Origin of the sequence: Undibacterium sp. Ren11W (assembly GCF_049340485.1) — a bacterium.
Classification (GTDB): Bacteria; Pseudomonadota; Gammaproteobacteria; order Burkholderiales; family Burkholderiaceae_D; genus Undibacterium.
Genome location: NZ_JBMPPB010000001.1, coordinates 1,141,997 through 1,156,354, shown reverse-complemented (window position 1 = coordinate 1,156,354; position 14,358 = coordinate 1,141,997). Strand labels below are relative to the sequence as shown.

At 48.7% G+C, this 14,358-nt stretch carries 13 protein-coding genes; 9 read left to right on the top strand and 4 right to left on the bottom strand.

The features are described from left to right. The first annotated feature begins 207 nt into the window (after nucleotides 1-207). From ACO0K8_RS05195 to ACO0K8_RS05185, 3 genes are all read left to right on the top strand, one after another. Entirely contained in the window at nucleotides 208-2,535 is a 2,328-nt protein-coding gene (locus ACO0K8_RS05195) for a DNA translocase FtsK (protein ID WP_422945552.1), read from the top strand. A gap of 75 nt (nucleotides 2,536-2,610) precedes the next feature. Beyond that, nucleotides 2,611-3,303 carry an outer membrane lipoprotein chaperone LolA gene (gene lolA / locus ACO0K8_RS05190; protein ID WP_422945551.1) on the top strand — a complete coding sequence of 231 codons (693 nt, stop codon included), beginning with the start codon at nucleotides 2,611-2,613 and terminating at the stop codon, nucleotides 3,301-3,303. Continuing rightward, on the top strand, nucleotides 3,300-4,595 hold the full coding sequence (locus ACO0K8_RS05185; RefSeq protein ID WP_422945550.1) for a replication-associated recombination protein A: 1,296 nt from the start codon (nucleotides 3,300-3,302) through the stop codon (nucleotides 4,593-4,595). The genes lolA and ACO0K8_RS05185 overlap by 4 nt, the downstream gene beginning before the upstream one ends. Before the next feature lie 144 nt (nucleotides 4,596-4,739). Here ACO0K8_RS05185 and ACO0K8_RS05180 read toward each other — a convergent pair whose 3' ends face one another. Further along, on the bottom strand, nucleotides 4,740-6,257 hold the full coding sequence (locus ACO0K8_RS05180; protein WP_422945549.1) for an aldehyde dehydrogenase family protein: 1,518 nt from the start codon (nucleotides 6,255-6,257) through the stop codon (nucleotides 4,740-4,742). Between the two features lie 116 nt (nucleotides 6,258-6,373). Then, complete coding sequence (locus tag ACO0K8_RS05175) at nucleotides 6,374-7,465, bottom strand: saccharopine dehydrogenase family protein (protein WP_126129158.1); 1,092 nt, start codon at nucleotides 7,463-7,465, stop codon at nucleotides 6,374-6,376. Between the two features lie 137 nt (nucleotides 7,466-7,602). Here ACO0K8_RS05175 and ACO0K8_RS05170 point away from each other — a divergent pair, with 137 nt between their 5' ends. Then, nucleotides 7,603-8,049 carry an Lrp/AsnC family transcriptional regulator gene (locus ACO0K8_RS05170; RefSeq protein ID WP_422945548.1) on the top strand — a complete coding sequence of 149 codons (447 nt, stop codon included), beginning with the start codon at nucleotides 7,603-7,605 and terminating at the stop codon, nucleotides 8,047-8,049. 195 nt (nucleotides 8,050-8,244) lie between these two features. Here the strand turns inward: ACO0K8_RS05170 and ACO0K8_RS05165 are convergent, their stop codons facing one another. Together ACO0K8_RS05165 and ACO0K8_RS05160 are read right to left on the bottom strand one after the other, a co-directional pair. After that, nucleotides 8,245-8,556 carry a hypothetical protein gene (locus ACO0K8_RS05165; protein ID WP_422945547.1) on the bottom strand — a complete coding sequence of 104 codons (312 nt, stop codon included), beginning with the start codon at nucleotides 8,554-8,556 and terminating at the stop codon, nucleotides 8,245-8,247. Between the two features lie 124 nt (nucleotides 8,557-8,680). Continuing rightward, a complete protein-coding gene (locus ACO0K8_RS05160; protein WP_422945546.1) occupies nucleotides 8,681-9,031 on the bottom strand; it encodes a hypothetical protein in 351 nt (116 codons plus the stop codon). Between the two features lie 411 nt (nucleotides 9,032-9,442). On the opposite strand from ACO0K8_RS05160, the gene ACO0K8_RS05155 reads away from it, so the two are divergent. The 5 genes from ACO0K8_RS05155 to ACO0K8_RS05135 all read left to right on the top strand — a co-directional run bounded on the left by ACO0K8_RS05155 (nucleotide 9,443) and on the right by ACO0K8_RS05135 (nucleotide 14,147). After that, nucleotides 9,443-11,554 (top strand): TonB-dependent receptor, encoded by a 2,112-nt coding sequence (locus ACO0K8_RS05155; protein WP_422945545.1) that lies wholly within the window; start codon nucleotides 9,443-9,445, stop codon nucleotides 11,552-11,554. A 191-nt stretch (nucleotides 11,555-11,745) separates the two neighbouring features. After that, the gene (locus ACO0K8_RS05150; RefSeq protein WP_422945544.1) at nucleotides 11,746-12,033 is read left to right on the top strand and encodes a hypothetical protein; all 288 of its coding nucleotides are present in this window, start codon (nucleotides 11,746-11,748) and stop codon (nucleotides 12,031-12,033) included. 270 nt (nucleotides 12,034-12,303) lie between these two features. Next, a complete protein-coding gene (locus ACO0K8_RS05145; protein ID WP_422945543.1) occupies nucleotides 12,304-12,474 on the top strand; it encodes a hypothetical protein in 171 nt (56 codons plus the stop codon). A 79-nt stretch (nucleotides 12,475-12,553) separates the two neighbouring features. Further along, entirely contained in the window at nucleotides 12,554-13,525 is a 972-nt protein-coding gene (locus tag ACO0K8_RS05140) for a bile acid:sodium symporter family protein (protein WP_422945542.1), read from the top strand. Between the two features lie 268 nt (nucleotides 13,526-13,793). Beyond that, the gene (locus tag ACO0K8_RS05135) at nucleotides 13,794-14,147 is read left to right on the top strand and encodes a BON domain-containing protein (protein WP_422945541.1); all 354 of its coding nucleotides are present in this window, start codon (nucleotides 13,794-13,796) and stop codon (nucleotides 14,145-14,147) included. The last annotated feature ends 211 nt before the right edge of the window (nucleotides 14,148-14,358 follow it).

Sequence of the window (14,358 nt, the reverse complement as noted above, 5' to 3'; positions counted from 1 at the left end):
ATCTTCATGGTTCCAAGATGTTCCTTTGAATCTGAATCGCTGTTTAAAGTTGAGCGCAATTATAGACGAATACCATGACTCAGGCGCGTGGCGCGAGGCTAAAGCGTTTGCTGGAACTATTTTAGTTTCAATAAGATAATAAATTACAGATGTATCTTATCTGGCTTTTTGCCCTACAATCGTGGCTGGCTGTTTTCTTTACGATTTATGACTAATACCAACGAAGCCTATACTCGCAATCGCAACAATAAACCTGCGCCACCTTTGCCAAATCGTCTCGTCAATCTATTGGCTGAGGTGCGATGGATAGCGTTCGCAGCATTGAGTACATATTTAGTCCTGATCTTATTTACCTATTCTAAGCTTGACCCAGGTTGGTCGCATGCCAGCGAAGTGCTTAAATTCAATAACATAGGTGGACGAGCGGGGGCTTGGTTTGCAGATGTTCTCTTGTATGTGTTTGGATTGTCAGCATGGTGGTTTAGCGTGGTTTTGCTCAGATTGGTCTGGAAGGATTACCGACAATTATCCCGGCAAATCTTGTCGGAGGAAAAAACCGAAGATGCTCATGAATATGAAAAATATATACAAATAATTGGTTTTGCTTTCCTGTTAATGGGGAGCATGGCGATAGAGTATTTACGTATGCATACGATGAGTATCCCTTTGCCTTTGGCACCTGGAGGTGTTCTTGGTGAAGTTATCGGGCACTTTGCACTAACCCAATTTGGCAATACCGGTTCGACTTTGGTGTTGTTACTGTTATTCGCTTTAGGTCTCAGTTTGTATTTTCAGATGTCCTGGTTGCAGATTGCCGAAAATGTCGGTAAGTCTATAGAAGTGGCATTTGAGTTCGTTCTTCACAAATATACTGCACGGCAAGATCGACGGGTCGGGCAGACTGCAGCAGTAAAACGACAGGAAGTCGTCGTTCAGGAACGTGCGAAAATCATCGAAGCGCCTCCGGTCCGGATTGAACCACAGGTGGTGGCAGTGCAAAAATCCGAACGTATAGAGAAGGAAAGACAGGTCTCGTTATTTAACGATATGCCTGACAGTAATTTACCTCCCTTGTCGCTGTTGGACGAGGCCCCTGTCACGCAGGAGACTGTCAGTATTGAGACTTTGGAATTTACCAGTCGTTTGATCGAGAAGAAACTCTCAGACTTTGGGGTGGAGGCTAAGGTCATTGCGGCTTATCCAGGTCCAGTTATTACTCGTTATGAGATCGAGCCTGCGACCGGCGTTAAAGGCAGTCAGATAGTCGGTTTGGCGCGCGATTTAGCGCGTTCATTATCTTTGACTTCGATACGGGTGGTTGAGACAATACCAGGTAAAAATTTCATGGGATTGGAGTTGCCTAATCCCAAGCGTCAGATCGTGCGATTGACCGAAATTTTGGGGTCTAAAGTCTATAATGATAGCAGTTCTAGTCTGACCGTTGCCTTGGGTAAGGATATCGCTGGACACCCGGTGGTCGCGGATCTGGCTAAAATGCCGCATTTATTGGTGGCGGGTACCACTGGCTCAGGGAAGTCCGTGGGGATTAACGCGACCATACTCTCACTGCTGTATAAGTCTGATCCTAACGATGTACGCATGATCTTGATCGATCCTAAAATGCTGGAGATGTCTGTGTATGAGGGTATTCCTCATCTATTGGCACCCGTGGTCACAGACATGCGTCAGGCGGCCCATGCGCTTAACTGGGCGGTTGCCGAAATGGAGCGACGTTATAAGTTAATGTCCAAGCTAGGGGTAAGAAATCTGGCGGGATACAACGTTAAAATTGCTGAGGCAGAAAAACGCGAAGAACACATCCCTAATCCTTTTAGTCTCACACCTGATGCGCCAGAACCACTGGAAAAATTACCGACCATCGTGATTATTATTGATGAATTGGCGGATCTGATGATGGTCGTCGGTAAGAAGGTGGAAGAACTGATCGCCCGGATCGCCCAGAAAGCGCGCGCCGCGGGCTTGCATCTGATTCTCGCAACGCAGCGCCCATCGGTTGATGTCATTACCGGTTTGATTAAGGCAAATATTCCTACCCGTATCGCTTTTCAGGTGAGTAGTAAAATTGATTCCCGGACTATTCTTGATCAAATGGGGGCGGAGTCCTTACTCGGTATGGGGGACATGCTGTACATGCCACCCGGTACTGGTCTGCCGGTACGTGTGCATGGTGCCTTTGTCTCAGATGAGGAAGTTCATCGTGTCGTCAAGCATCTGAAAGCGCAAGGGGAACCAAATTACATCGAGGGTATCTTAGAAGGTGGCGTATTAGAAGAGGGGGGCGACGGTGCTCCCGTCAGCGAGGGCGGGAATGAAGCCGATGCTTTGTATGACCAGGCGGTGGCGATAGTCTTGAAAAATCGACGCGCTTCGATCTCCTTGGTGCAGCGTCATTTACGCATAGGCTACAATCGCGCCGCCCGTCTGCTGGAGCAAATGGAGCAAAGCGGTGTGGTGTCTACCATGCAATCGAATGGAAATCGTGAGATTCTGGTGCCAGTTGGGAATTCCGAATAATCGGCGAAATCCTTATCTTTACGGTCCTGAAACGAGGGTCAATCTTGACCCAGACATGAATTAAGCTGGAAAAATATGAACAGTGCAGAACAAAAGATGAGTCAACCAACAGCAAGGCACTTAGTGCTAAGTCGCGTATTGAGTAAAAAGATCTTGATGCGCTTGATGATGCTGACATTGGCCGCGCCATTGATTGCTAATGCCAATGCCTTAGAGCAATTTAAGGCATTCGTCGCCAATACCAAAGGTGCCAAAGGCGAATTCTCGCAACAGCAGATTAAGTTGGTCGATGGCAAAGCGAAAATTAGCAAGACGGCTAGCGGAACTTTTAGCTTTTCCCGCCCAGGTAAATTCATTTGGACCTATATCAAGCCCTACGAGCAAAGTTTGCAAACGGATGGCGACAAATTATATATCTACGATAAAGACTTGAATCAGGTGACAATCAAAGACTTGAACGGCGCGCTCGGTGCTAGTCCTGCGGCGATTTTATTTGGCAATAGCGATTTGGAAAAGAACTTTCATCTTAAGGACGCAGGTACTAAACAAGGCGTGGAATGGTTAGATGCTACTCCCAAAGCCAAAGATAGCCAGTTTGAACATATCGGTATCGGCATGAAAGACGGCTTGCCTATGGCGCTGGAGTTACGCGATAGTTTTGGACAGATTTCTCTGGTGACTTTAATAAATGTCGAGAAAAATCCTAGTTTTAAGATAGATCAATTTAAATTTATGCTTCCATCCGGTGCGGAAGTGTTTCGGCAATGAGGCCAGTAACACGGAATATCCCACTAGCTGAACGGCGGCGACCGGCAACGCTAGAGGATGTCATTGGTCAGCAGCATTTGCTAGGTCAAGGCAAGCCTTTACGAGTCGCCTTTGAGTCGGGCGAGCCGCATTCCATGATATTGTGGGGGCCGCCAGGCGTAGGAAAAACCACCTTGGCCAGACTGATGGCGGACGCCTTTAATTCTGAGTTTATCGCTTTGTCTGCGGTTCTCTCTGGCGTTAAAGACATACGCGAGGCGGTCGAACGCGCTCAGATCTTGCAGGCAAATTCCCAACGCCGTACCATCTTGTTTGTCGACGAGGTGCATCGCTTTAATAAAAGTCAGCAAGACGCTTTTTTACCGCACGTGGAAAGTGGCTTATTCACGTTCATCGGTGCGACTACAGAAAACCCCTCATTTGAAGTCAATAGCGCCCTGTTGTCGCGCGCTTCCGTGTATGTGCTCAAATCCTTAAGCGAAGAAGATCTTGCCACCATGGTCGATAAGGCCTGTGAAACTGAATTGGCGGGCCTGAGTTTCACGCCGGATGCTAAAACCAGTTTGATCAGCAGTGCTGATGGTGACGGTCGCAAACTATTGAATAACCTTGATATTGCTGCGCGTGCGGCAAGCGTTAAAAATTTAACGCAGGTTGATGCTGCTTTGCTCGCCGAATGCTTGGGGGATGCCTTACGTCGTTTCGATAAAGGTGGCGATGCATTTTACGATCAAATATCGGCCTTGCATAAATCGGTACGCGGATCTAACCCGGATGCAGCTCTTTACTGGATGGTCAGAATGCTCGATGGCGGTGCCGACCCGCGTTATTTGGCCCGGCGCATCGTCAGAATGGCGAGTGAAGATATAGGCTTGGCTGATCCGCGCGCCTTGCGCATTACTTTGGATGCGGCCGAAACCTACGAACGTCTTGGTTCACCTGAAGGCGAGTTAGCCTTGGCGCAGGCAGTGATTTATCTGGCCTGTGCCGCGAAATCAAATGCGGCCTATAAGGCTTACAATGCGGTGCGAGCCTTGGTGGCTAAAGATAGCTCCAGAGCCGTTCCCGAGCATTTGCGCAATGCGCCGACCAAGCTGATGAAAGAACTGGGATATGGCAAACTTTATCGGTATGCGCACGATGAACCGGATGCCTATGCCGCCGGTGAGACTTATTTGCCGCAAGGTCTAGAAGGGCAACATTGGTATCACCCTGTGCCACGGGGTTTGGAAATAAAGATCGCAGATAAGTTAGCGTATTTGCAGAAACTTGATAGGGATGCTCAGACTTGAAAGCATCAATCAGGTCTATATCCGGTCGATTTATCTAAGTTAGTGGAATTTTTAATCCTATGATGGTCTGGCGCTGAATATTTTCCTGATAAAAAAATCGCCACATAAGTGGCGATTTGACTATTTACATCAGAGAGCAATTAATCAGATATCAAAACTGATGCCCTGCGCCAGTGGCAAGGAGTTGCTGTAATTGACGGTGTTGGTGGAGCGGCGCATATAGGCTTTCCATGCATCGGAGCCCGATTCACGGCCGCCGCCCGTATCTTTTTCACCGCCGAAGGCACCGCCGATTTCAGCTCCAGAGGGACCGATGTTGACGTTGGCGATGCCGCAGTCGCTACCGCTGTCGGACATGAAGCGTTCGGCTTCACGCATGTCGGTCGTGAAGATGCTCGACGATAAGCCTTGTGGCACTTCATTGTTCCAGTCTATCGCCTGTTGCAAGTCGGTATAGCGCACTATGTACATGATAGGAGCGAAGGTCTCGTGGTGCATGGCCGCGGTCTGGCTAGGCATTTCAACCAATGACGGCCGTACATAATAGCCCGCCTCACAGCCAGTCACGCTGACGCGCTCGCCACCGAAGACTAATCCTTGTTCTTGTTTGGCCACGGCTAGTGCGGTTTGCATGGCGTCAAACGCGGCTTGATCGACTAGAGGGCCGATCAGTGTGGATTTTTCCAGAGGATTGCCGATAGGTAGACCCGCATAGATTTTTTTCAGACGTGGCACTAGTGTGTCGTAAATGCTGTCGTGTACGAACAGGCGGCGCAGGGTGGTGCAGCGCTGACCTGCGGTACCGACTGCTGAGAAGGTGATGCCGCGTACTGCCATTTCCAGATCGGCGCTAGGTGCCACGATCATGGCATTATTGCCGCCCAATTCCAAAATGGTACGGGTCAGGCGCTTGGCGCAAACCTCGGCCACTTGCCGGCCCATACGGGTACTACCGGTGGCGCTGACCAGTACCACACGTTTATCTTCCACCATGTGCGCACCAGTGTCGCGGCCACCTATGATCAGCTCAGCCAAACCTTCTGGCGCATCATTGCCAGTGGCGTTGAAACGTGCCACTGCCTTCATGAATAAGGCGTGGGTAGCGAGTGCCGTCAGCGGGGTCTTTTCGGAAGGTTTCCAAGTCACGCTATTGCCGCAAACAAAAGCCAATGCCGCATTCCAGGCCCACACCGCGACTGGGAAATTAAACGCCGAAATCACGCCGACTACGCCGATAGGGTGCCAAACTTCCATCATGCGGTGGCCTGGGCGTTCAGAGGCGATCGTCAAGCCATATAGCTGGCGCGATAAACCGACTGCGAAGTCGCAGATATCGATCATCTCTTGTACTTCGCCCAGACCCTCTTGCAAGATCTTGCCCGCTTCCAGTGTGACCACTTTGCCCAGTGCTTGCTTGTGGATGCGCAACTCTTCGCCGAACAGACGCACCAATTCACCACGGCGTGGCGCCGGAACCTCGCGCCATTGCAGAAAGGCAGCATGCGCACGGGCGATCTTGGCCTTGACTTGCTCAGTGCTTTCGGCGCGCAGCGTTGCTAGGGTTTTGCCGTCTATCGGTGAGATGCTGGCGATGTCCTGACCTTGATAGTCAGTCAGGTTGACGCCGAGTTCGGTTAACAGGTGGGTGATATTGTTGTCCATGGGTTCTCCAGCGGGATATGTTTTTCTTAAAGAAAAAGATCACAAGCTAATAACGCTTACTGCGCTGTCACTTGTGATCTCAGCTTCCTAATTTCTAAAGTTGATCCAACGATGCATCAGATTGCGTAATAGCGGCCAAATCGGTTTGCCAGGAAGTCGCTCAAGCTCGCTTGCTCTTGACGGACCATGCCATGTTGCGGCAATTTACCTGTGACAACCATATCAACCATAGCGCAAATGCCAGAGGCAGTGGTCAATTGTATCGCGGATAGTAATTGGCCGTTGACTACTTGGCTATAGATTTTCTTCGCGTAAGATTCTTGTTCCAGACGACCATCGCGCATGCCGATAACGCTGACAAACACCAATACCACGTCTTGCTTGGTCATAGGGATAGAGGTTTCCAAGACATCTTTGAGGATAGGACGGCGCTCCAATTTGCCTAGCTCCAAATCACGGATCAGCATTTTCACGATGTCGCGATGACCTGGGTAGCGCACGGTTTTGTAGTTCAGATTTTGCACCTTGCCAGCCAGACTTTCGCACAATGTGCCCAGGCCGCCAGAAGTGTTGAAGGCTTCGTAATCGATACCGTCCAAGGAGAAATGCTCGATTTCTTCTAAGGCTGAAGTTTCGCGTAACTGACCATCGACGATTGCTTCACATGGATTGCAGTACTCATTGATCAGGCCGTCAGTGCTCCAGGTTAAATTGTATTTCAGGGCATTGTTAGGGAAGGTCGGCAAAGCACCAACGCGCATGCTGACGTCACGTAGGGTGTCAAAACGTTTGGCCACGTCATTGGCGACGATAGAGATAAAGCCTGGCGCCAAACCACATTGAGGTACAAAGGCGCAATCAGCGCCTTCTGCTAATTGCTTGACGATACGGGTACTTTCTACATCTTCGGTAAGGTCGAAATAATGCGAATTAGCAGCTTTGGCGGCGCCAGCAATGATAGGCGTTAAAAAGTAAGGGCAAGCCGATAAAGTGACTTGATGACCGCGTATCAGTTCTGTGACCACGGCTTTGTCGCCTAAGTCGGCCTGTACGATGCGGGTATTGGGGAAACCAGCTTGCTCTACATACTTCAGGCGTTCCGGGTCACGGTCTGCCACCGTGATTTGGTAGTCGCCGGTATGCGACAGCAAGTTAAGAATAGCGTCGCCGATTTTGCCAGCGCCTAGCAGGATGAGTTTGGTCGTCATATCATGTCTCCGGATTGTTTTTAATTTGAACCACGGCTTAGTGTAAAAGCAAGCGTTGTCAGATAATAGAGTGTAAAGTATCGTCAAAATGCGATGTTTCAATACATTATGACGATACTTTACTTCAGGATGACAAGATGAAGCCCGTGCTAGACGATATTGATAATAAAATTCTTGCCTTGTTAATGGATAATGCCAGGTTGCCGGTGACCACCATTGCCAAGCAAGTTGGGATCGCCAGAACTACCGTGATCGCTCGCATTAGCGCCTTAGAGAAACGTGAGGTGATTGCGGGATATGGCTTGAAAATGAATCAGGCGATGTACCAAACGGCGGTGCGTGCCTATGTCGGGCTCTCGGTAGAGGCGCGCTATGCGGCAGGGTTGATGAAGTTTTTGCAGCAGCTACCGCAGGTCGAGACTTTATGCGCCGTTAGTGGTGCAATTGACTATATGCTGACGTTGCATTGCGCTACCACCGAAGTGCTGGATAAACTCTTGGATCAAATCGGGACTTTAGACGGCGTACGGCAGACTTCCACCGCCATTATCTTAAGTAAGCGCATAGACCGTGCCGCGTTGTAGGCGGGACTTAGCTCAAACCGGTAAAGTATTGTTGCCGGGCTTGACCGTAGTAATTATGCGTAAATTCTAAGACTTATTCTGAAATCTCAGATACTCCCCGCCAGTATATTTTTAACGCGCGCGATGGTATTGCGCAAACAGGCAGGTTGAGAACAAAAACAGGGGGAGTATTTCCTTTGCGGGAAATACGCAAGCTTAAGAGTTTCCTTGCGGTTTGCTGGCGCTCTTTTTATCCTCGGCCAGCGGCTTCTTGGCTAGGGTCGTTTCTGCGAAGTGTGCTGTGCTTTGCTGCAAAATCTGCAGATGGACTGACGCCTTATCCATGCCGCTACGGTCTAACATCACGCTACTTGTCGCGGCAGAGCCACCAGCCAGAGTATCCGGTGCACGCATCTCTTGCGTGCTCGCCGGGGCTGACATGGCCATAGAAATCAACTCCTGGCAAAAGCCGGCGCTTATTAGCGTAGTGCTAAGGAGTAAAGCGAGAAGTAGAGATTTTTTTGTCATGATGGTCGAGTATTTTAAATGTATTAAGACTATCGAAAGCGGGCTTATTGTAAAGCTTTTTTCAAATGCTGGTCTAGTTTGTCTAAAAAAAATGCTTTTATCTCGGCAAATATGATTAGGTGATTCACGCGGTTTTTCTGAGTATTTTATTAAATTCTATGGTGACGTGCAGATCGCGTAAATTGGCCTTGTCGATCGCTAGTTTTTGCTCGCTGCTCAGACGTTTTGCTGTGATCAGCACACTAGGGATGGCGTGCTGCGGGTCTCCAAAATTGTCGATATCGTAGGCAATTTTTTCTTCAGTGGTCCAGGCCTGAGCAGTGACGTGGATAGTCGGAATAGGGGACTGTGCTGACACTTGTTGTTGCGCACATTCGCTCTTAGTCGCTGACTGAGCAGTGGCATTGATACATACGATGCTGAGTAGAGCACTGCTGAGCAGCAAAGTAAGAGAAAGTTTTAGTGGTGATTTCATTTTTTTGCTCCGTTTGACTTTGTGGTGAGTGAGATTCGATGTCATCACTGTAAGCAAAGGCAAAATAAATAGCGCGCGCAAAGTGACGAAATGCTAAATACGCGTTCTCAATGGCGAGAAATCGACGATGACTTGCGTGGCCTTCACGCGAAGGGGGGGGGGGCTAGTCTGCTAGAGGCGAAAGCGCATCGCTGCGCGATTCGTTTGATCAAGGGCGATACGCTCGCGGCTTGAGCTGGCTCAATTAATTTAAGAGTGGCTGCATTTAAACAAGAATTTTCTGTAATTGCAAATCACTCTCATTTATAATTGCGCCAGTTTAGCCAGCCAAGCCTATTTCTCCGCTAGCCAGCCAGCAATTTTATTGAGTGCATCGCAGATAGCGTCGTGCTCGTCGCTTACAGAGAAGCTATGATGAATTTCAAACTTGGTGTTTTACCAGCCTTGCTGGCCAGTATCGTACTACCCGCTTACGCCCAAACCAGTACACCTTCCCCTTCTGAAAATACCTTGCCCGAGGTAAATATTAGCGCCAAGGCTGAGCCTAGCTATATCCTCAAGCGCAGTATGGCCTCAACCAAAACCGATACGCTGTTACTCGATACTCCGCAAGCGGTGACGGTAATCAGCAAGGAATTGATACGCGATCAAGCCATGCAAAGTATGGCAGACGCAATCCGTTACGTGCCAGGCATCGTGACAGCGCAAGGCGAAGGTAATCGCGACACGGCCGTGTTTCGCGGGAATAGTTCTACCGCTGATTTTTACGTCGATGGTATCCGTGACGATGTTCAGTATTACCGTGATTTTTACAATATCGACAGTGTAGAAGCGCTTAAGGGTTCGAACGCGATGATCTTTGGTCGTGGCGGTTCTGGCGGCGTGATCAATCGCGTCAGTAAGCAGGCGCAATGGCAGACCGTGCGCGATGTTTCGCTGACCCTGGGCTCATGGAATAACCGCCGTCTGACAGCCGATGTGGGACAGGCGATCAATCAGAGTGCCGCCATCCGCGTGACGGGCTTAGTCGAGAATTCTGATAGCTATAGAGATTATTTCAATTTGAAACGCTCTGGCATTAATCCTACTTTGGCCTTGCGCGCTGGCGAGAATACCAGTGTGGTGGTGGGTTACGAACATTTCAAAGACGAACGCACGACCGATAGAGGTATCCCTTCATTTTTGGGTAAGCCTATCAAGACCGATCCAGCCACATTTTTTGGTAACCCGGATTTGAGCACAACCTGGTCTAAGGTCGACGCATTCTCGGCGCTGATCGAGCACGATTTTGGCGCTGGCGTGAGCTTACGCAATCGCACCCGCTATGCCAAATACGATAAGTTCTATCAGAATATTTACCCTGATGCCGTAAACGCGACTGGCACTAGCGTCGCTTTAAAAGCGTATAACAATGCCACTCAGCGCGAAAATTTCTTTAACCAAACTGATCTGATGTTTAGCCTGGCAACTGGGTCTGTGCAGCATAAAATGTTAGCGGGTATGGAACTGGGTCGTCAGGTCACCGATAACTACAGAAATACTGGATATTTTACGGTGGCAGGCAAGAGCGTCACCAGTATCAATGTGTCGGTGGTAAATCCGCTCAGCAATGCCGCGGTGACGTTTAAACAAGCCGATGCTGATGCCAACAATCATGGTGTGGCGACGATTGCTTCGGTCTACCTGCAAGATCAAATCGAATTCTCTCCACAATGGCAAGCTATCGTCGGCTTGCGTCGCGATAGCTTTGCGATGGATTTTACGAATAATCGTACCCTGGACAATATTCAGGTTACTGATACTCCGGTTTCGCCAAGACTAGGTCTGGTGTTTAAACCTATGCCGACAGTTTCGCTGTATGCCAGCTATAGCCTAGCGTTTGCGCCACGTGCTGGTGATCAATTGGGATCGCTCACTAGCAGCAATCAGGCTTTCGATCCTGAACAGTTTAAGAATCTGGAGTTAGGTGCTAAGTGGGATATTTTGCCGAATCTGGAAGCTAACGCAGCCGTATATCAACTCGATCGCACAAATGTGGTGATTCCGGACCCGCTGGATGTCACAAGAAGTATCTTGGTGGATGGTCAACGTAGTAAGGGCGTGGAGCTAGGCTTAACTGGCAAGTTGACGCCAGAGTGGAGCATCATGGGTGGCTATGCCTATCAGGATGCGCAAATTACCAAGACCCAATCGGCCAGTATCCAAGCCGGCGCGGTGGTGGCACAAGTGCCTACGCATAGCGCTTCGCTATGGAATCGCTATGACTTTAGTCAGGCCTGGGGCGCTGGTCTTGGCCTGGTCTACCGTGGACAGATTTATGCGTCGAATGACAATGCGGTGGTGGTGCCTGGATTTACCCGGGTCGATGCAGCCGTTTTTTATCGCGTCAGTAAAAATCTGCAGTTACAAGTGAACGTAGAAAATCTATTCGATAAGAATTACTACGCCTCGGCCAATAGCAATAACAACATAACGCCCGGTGCCCCTAGAGGCGTGAGAGTGGGGCTGAATGCGAGTTTCTAATTAGCATTAAGAAGTGAAGCAATGAGAAAGCGGCGGATAAATTTATCCGCCGCTTTTTTTTTTGCAAAAAACTGGCAAATTTTGCTGTTGATTACCGTGGTGGCAAAGTGCAAAGGCTCACATAATGCAATTCCTACTTATCGGTGCTCAATACTTTTGGTTTTAGCCCCTTATTCATCCAGAGTAAACACATGAAAAATTCAACACGTCAATATTTGTATTCGGTGCTGCGCCAAGCTAATCAAGAATTTCAAACTTTTGCGAAAAAGTTAGGCGTGTCACTGTTGCGCACCCCGTTACCTAAAGTGCTCATTATCGTTTTGGGCGCCGCCTTACTGATCAGCATGATACCTTTGGTGCTGACGCTGTTCGTGATTTTTGTCTTGCTAAAAATTATCCTCAGTCTGGTACTGCTGGCGCTGCGTGGTCCTATCAGTTCAGAATTGCAGCAAGTACGTAGACCATACAGAAAAGAGTAAGCCGCTTGATGTCTAAATAGACGGCTAACAATTTCATCCATGCCTAAACGCGGATTTTAAATAGCACCTAAGCCAGCGCGCATATCCCATGCGCTTCTCCAAGCACACTGGCCTGCAAGCTGCATAGAATATGCGCGCTGGCGATGCTGCAATGCGGTTTTATCTTTAATTTGAAGGTGCTTTTGCCCTTGTGTGGCAGATACTTGTGCAAAACTGGGACGCGAGACAGTGCGAATGTGGTACAGTGCGCAAAAAACTTGAAAGCACATCATGGCAACACCTAATTACGGATTTGATAAGCGCCAAAAAGAGCTTGCCAAGAAAAAGAAAAAAGAAGAGAAGCTGCGCAATAAAGCCGAACGCAAAGTCGGCGAAGCTGCTGATGCGGATGAAGCGGAAGATGGCGATGATGCGGTGACTAATCCGGATACGCCTGCATAATCCATCTCGCTTGCTGGGTTGCTCAACCAAGTGCAGACACGGACTATAGATGTTTGCTAGCTCCTGATTTAGATTCAGAATGACGAGACCCCGTTTTTTACCGGATAACATGACCTTGCTGTTGTTGGCGGTGGTGATCACTGCCAGCATTTTTCCGTGCTCGGGTTCGGTTGCACTAGCTTTTGATCGCTTGACCACAGGCATGATCGCCTTGCTATTCTTCATGCATGGTGCAAAACTATCACGCGCCGCGGTACGCGCGGGCGTCACGCATTGGCGTCTGCATCTGACCATCTTACTGTTTAGTTTTGCAGTTTTCCCTCTGTTAGGTCTGCTCCTGAAACCGGGCTTGCTTTGGCTGTTGACGCCCGAGTTGACAATGGGCGTCTTATTTCTATGTGTTTTACCTTCTACCGTTCAATCGTCTATTGCTTTTACTGCGGTGGCGCGTGGCAATGTCCCCGCTGCTGTCTGCAGCGCATCTGCCAGTAATCTGATTGGTATATTTCTGACTCCCTTACTGGTGAGTTTATTACTGGCGACAGCGAGCACGGCGCACTCTGCTTTGGACGCGATTTTGAAGATAGTGCTGCAATTGTTGTTGCCGTTTGTCGCGGGACAATTGGCGCAGCCTTGGCTGCAAGCGTGGATGGATAAGCACAAAGACAGTCTGAAGATGCTGGATCAAAGCTCGATTTTGCTGGTGGTGTATGTCGCTTTTAGTGAAGCCGTTGTGCAAGGGCTGTGGCAGCAGGTGCCAGCTATGATGTTGCTCAGCTTAGTAGGAATTAGCACTGTGATGCTGGCCATTATCATGGGTTTGACTATGGTGGTTAGTCGTCGTCTAGGTTTTAATAAGGAAGACGAGATCACTGTCGTGTTTTGCGGTTCAAAAAAGAGCCTGGCTAGTGGTGTGCCGATGGCAAAAGTCTTATTTGCCGGTCATGCCGTGGGAACGGTGTTATTGCCTTTAATGCTGTTCCATCAGCTGCAGTTGATGGTATGTGCCGTGATGGCGCAAAGTTATGCTGCGCGAAAAGAAACTCAATAAGCAGCATGAATCTGCTTGTTCTTGTCACGAAGCGACAGCAATAAATCAATACAAATCAATGGATTAGCAAATTCTCGCAATTGTCTGTCGTCTTTATCCAACGCAAACTCAAACAACGCTAGCTGATAGTCCTGCTTTTGATCTGGAATTTTTATTCAAGTCATTGAATTTAAAGTGGTTTTGTATGGCTGGCACGCTCTGTGCTGTAGTGCTTGTGAGTGGCTTCATTACGACGTCACCTTCAACCTTGAATCTGAAAGGATTTATCATGCAAAATCAAAAAAATCTCGCAGCTTATGTCGCAGCCCTGCTGTTGTCGGTGACGGCTACCTCGGCTTTTTCAGCAGATCCTACCGTAAGTGCACCGTTGGCAGTTCCTAGCATCACCGAAAAAGAAGCTGTTGTTTTGGACGATACCCTGATTACCGCCAAAGTGAAAAGTGCATTGGTGTCGGATGCCGATGTTTCTGCAATGACGATACACGTCACCACCAAACAAGGTGTGGTGGTTCTATCTGGAATGGTTCCTAACGCAAATGCTGGGGATTATCTAGTCAAATTAGTGGCAGGTGTAGAAGGCGTAAAATCGGTTCAGAGTAAATTGCAGGTTAAACCAGGTTAAACTCGGTTCAGTAAAGTTTATTTTTTGACGGACGAAGCAAGAAAAATCCTGGTTCTTGCTTCTCTTTTGTCGTTGTGAAGTAAATCGATTATTTTTTATCTCCATGCGATTGTCTAAGCGTTCAATACTTGTTGTTAGCTGAGTTTGAAATCAGATATTTTGGATTTCGTCGACGCGGCAGCAAAATTTGGAAAAATCTGGCATGATTGGC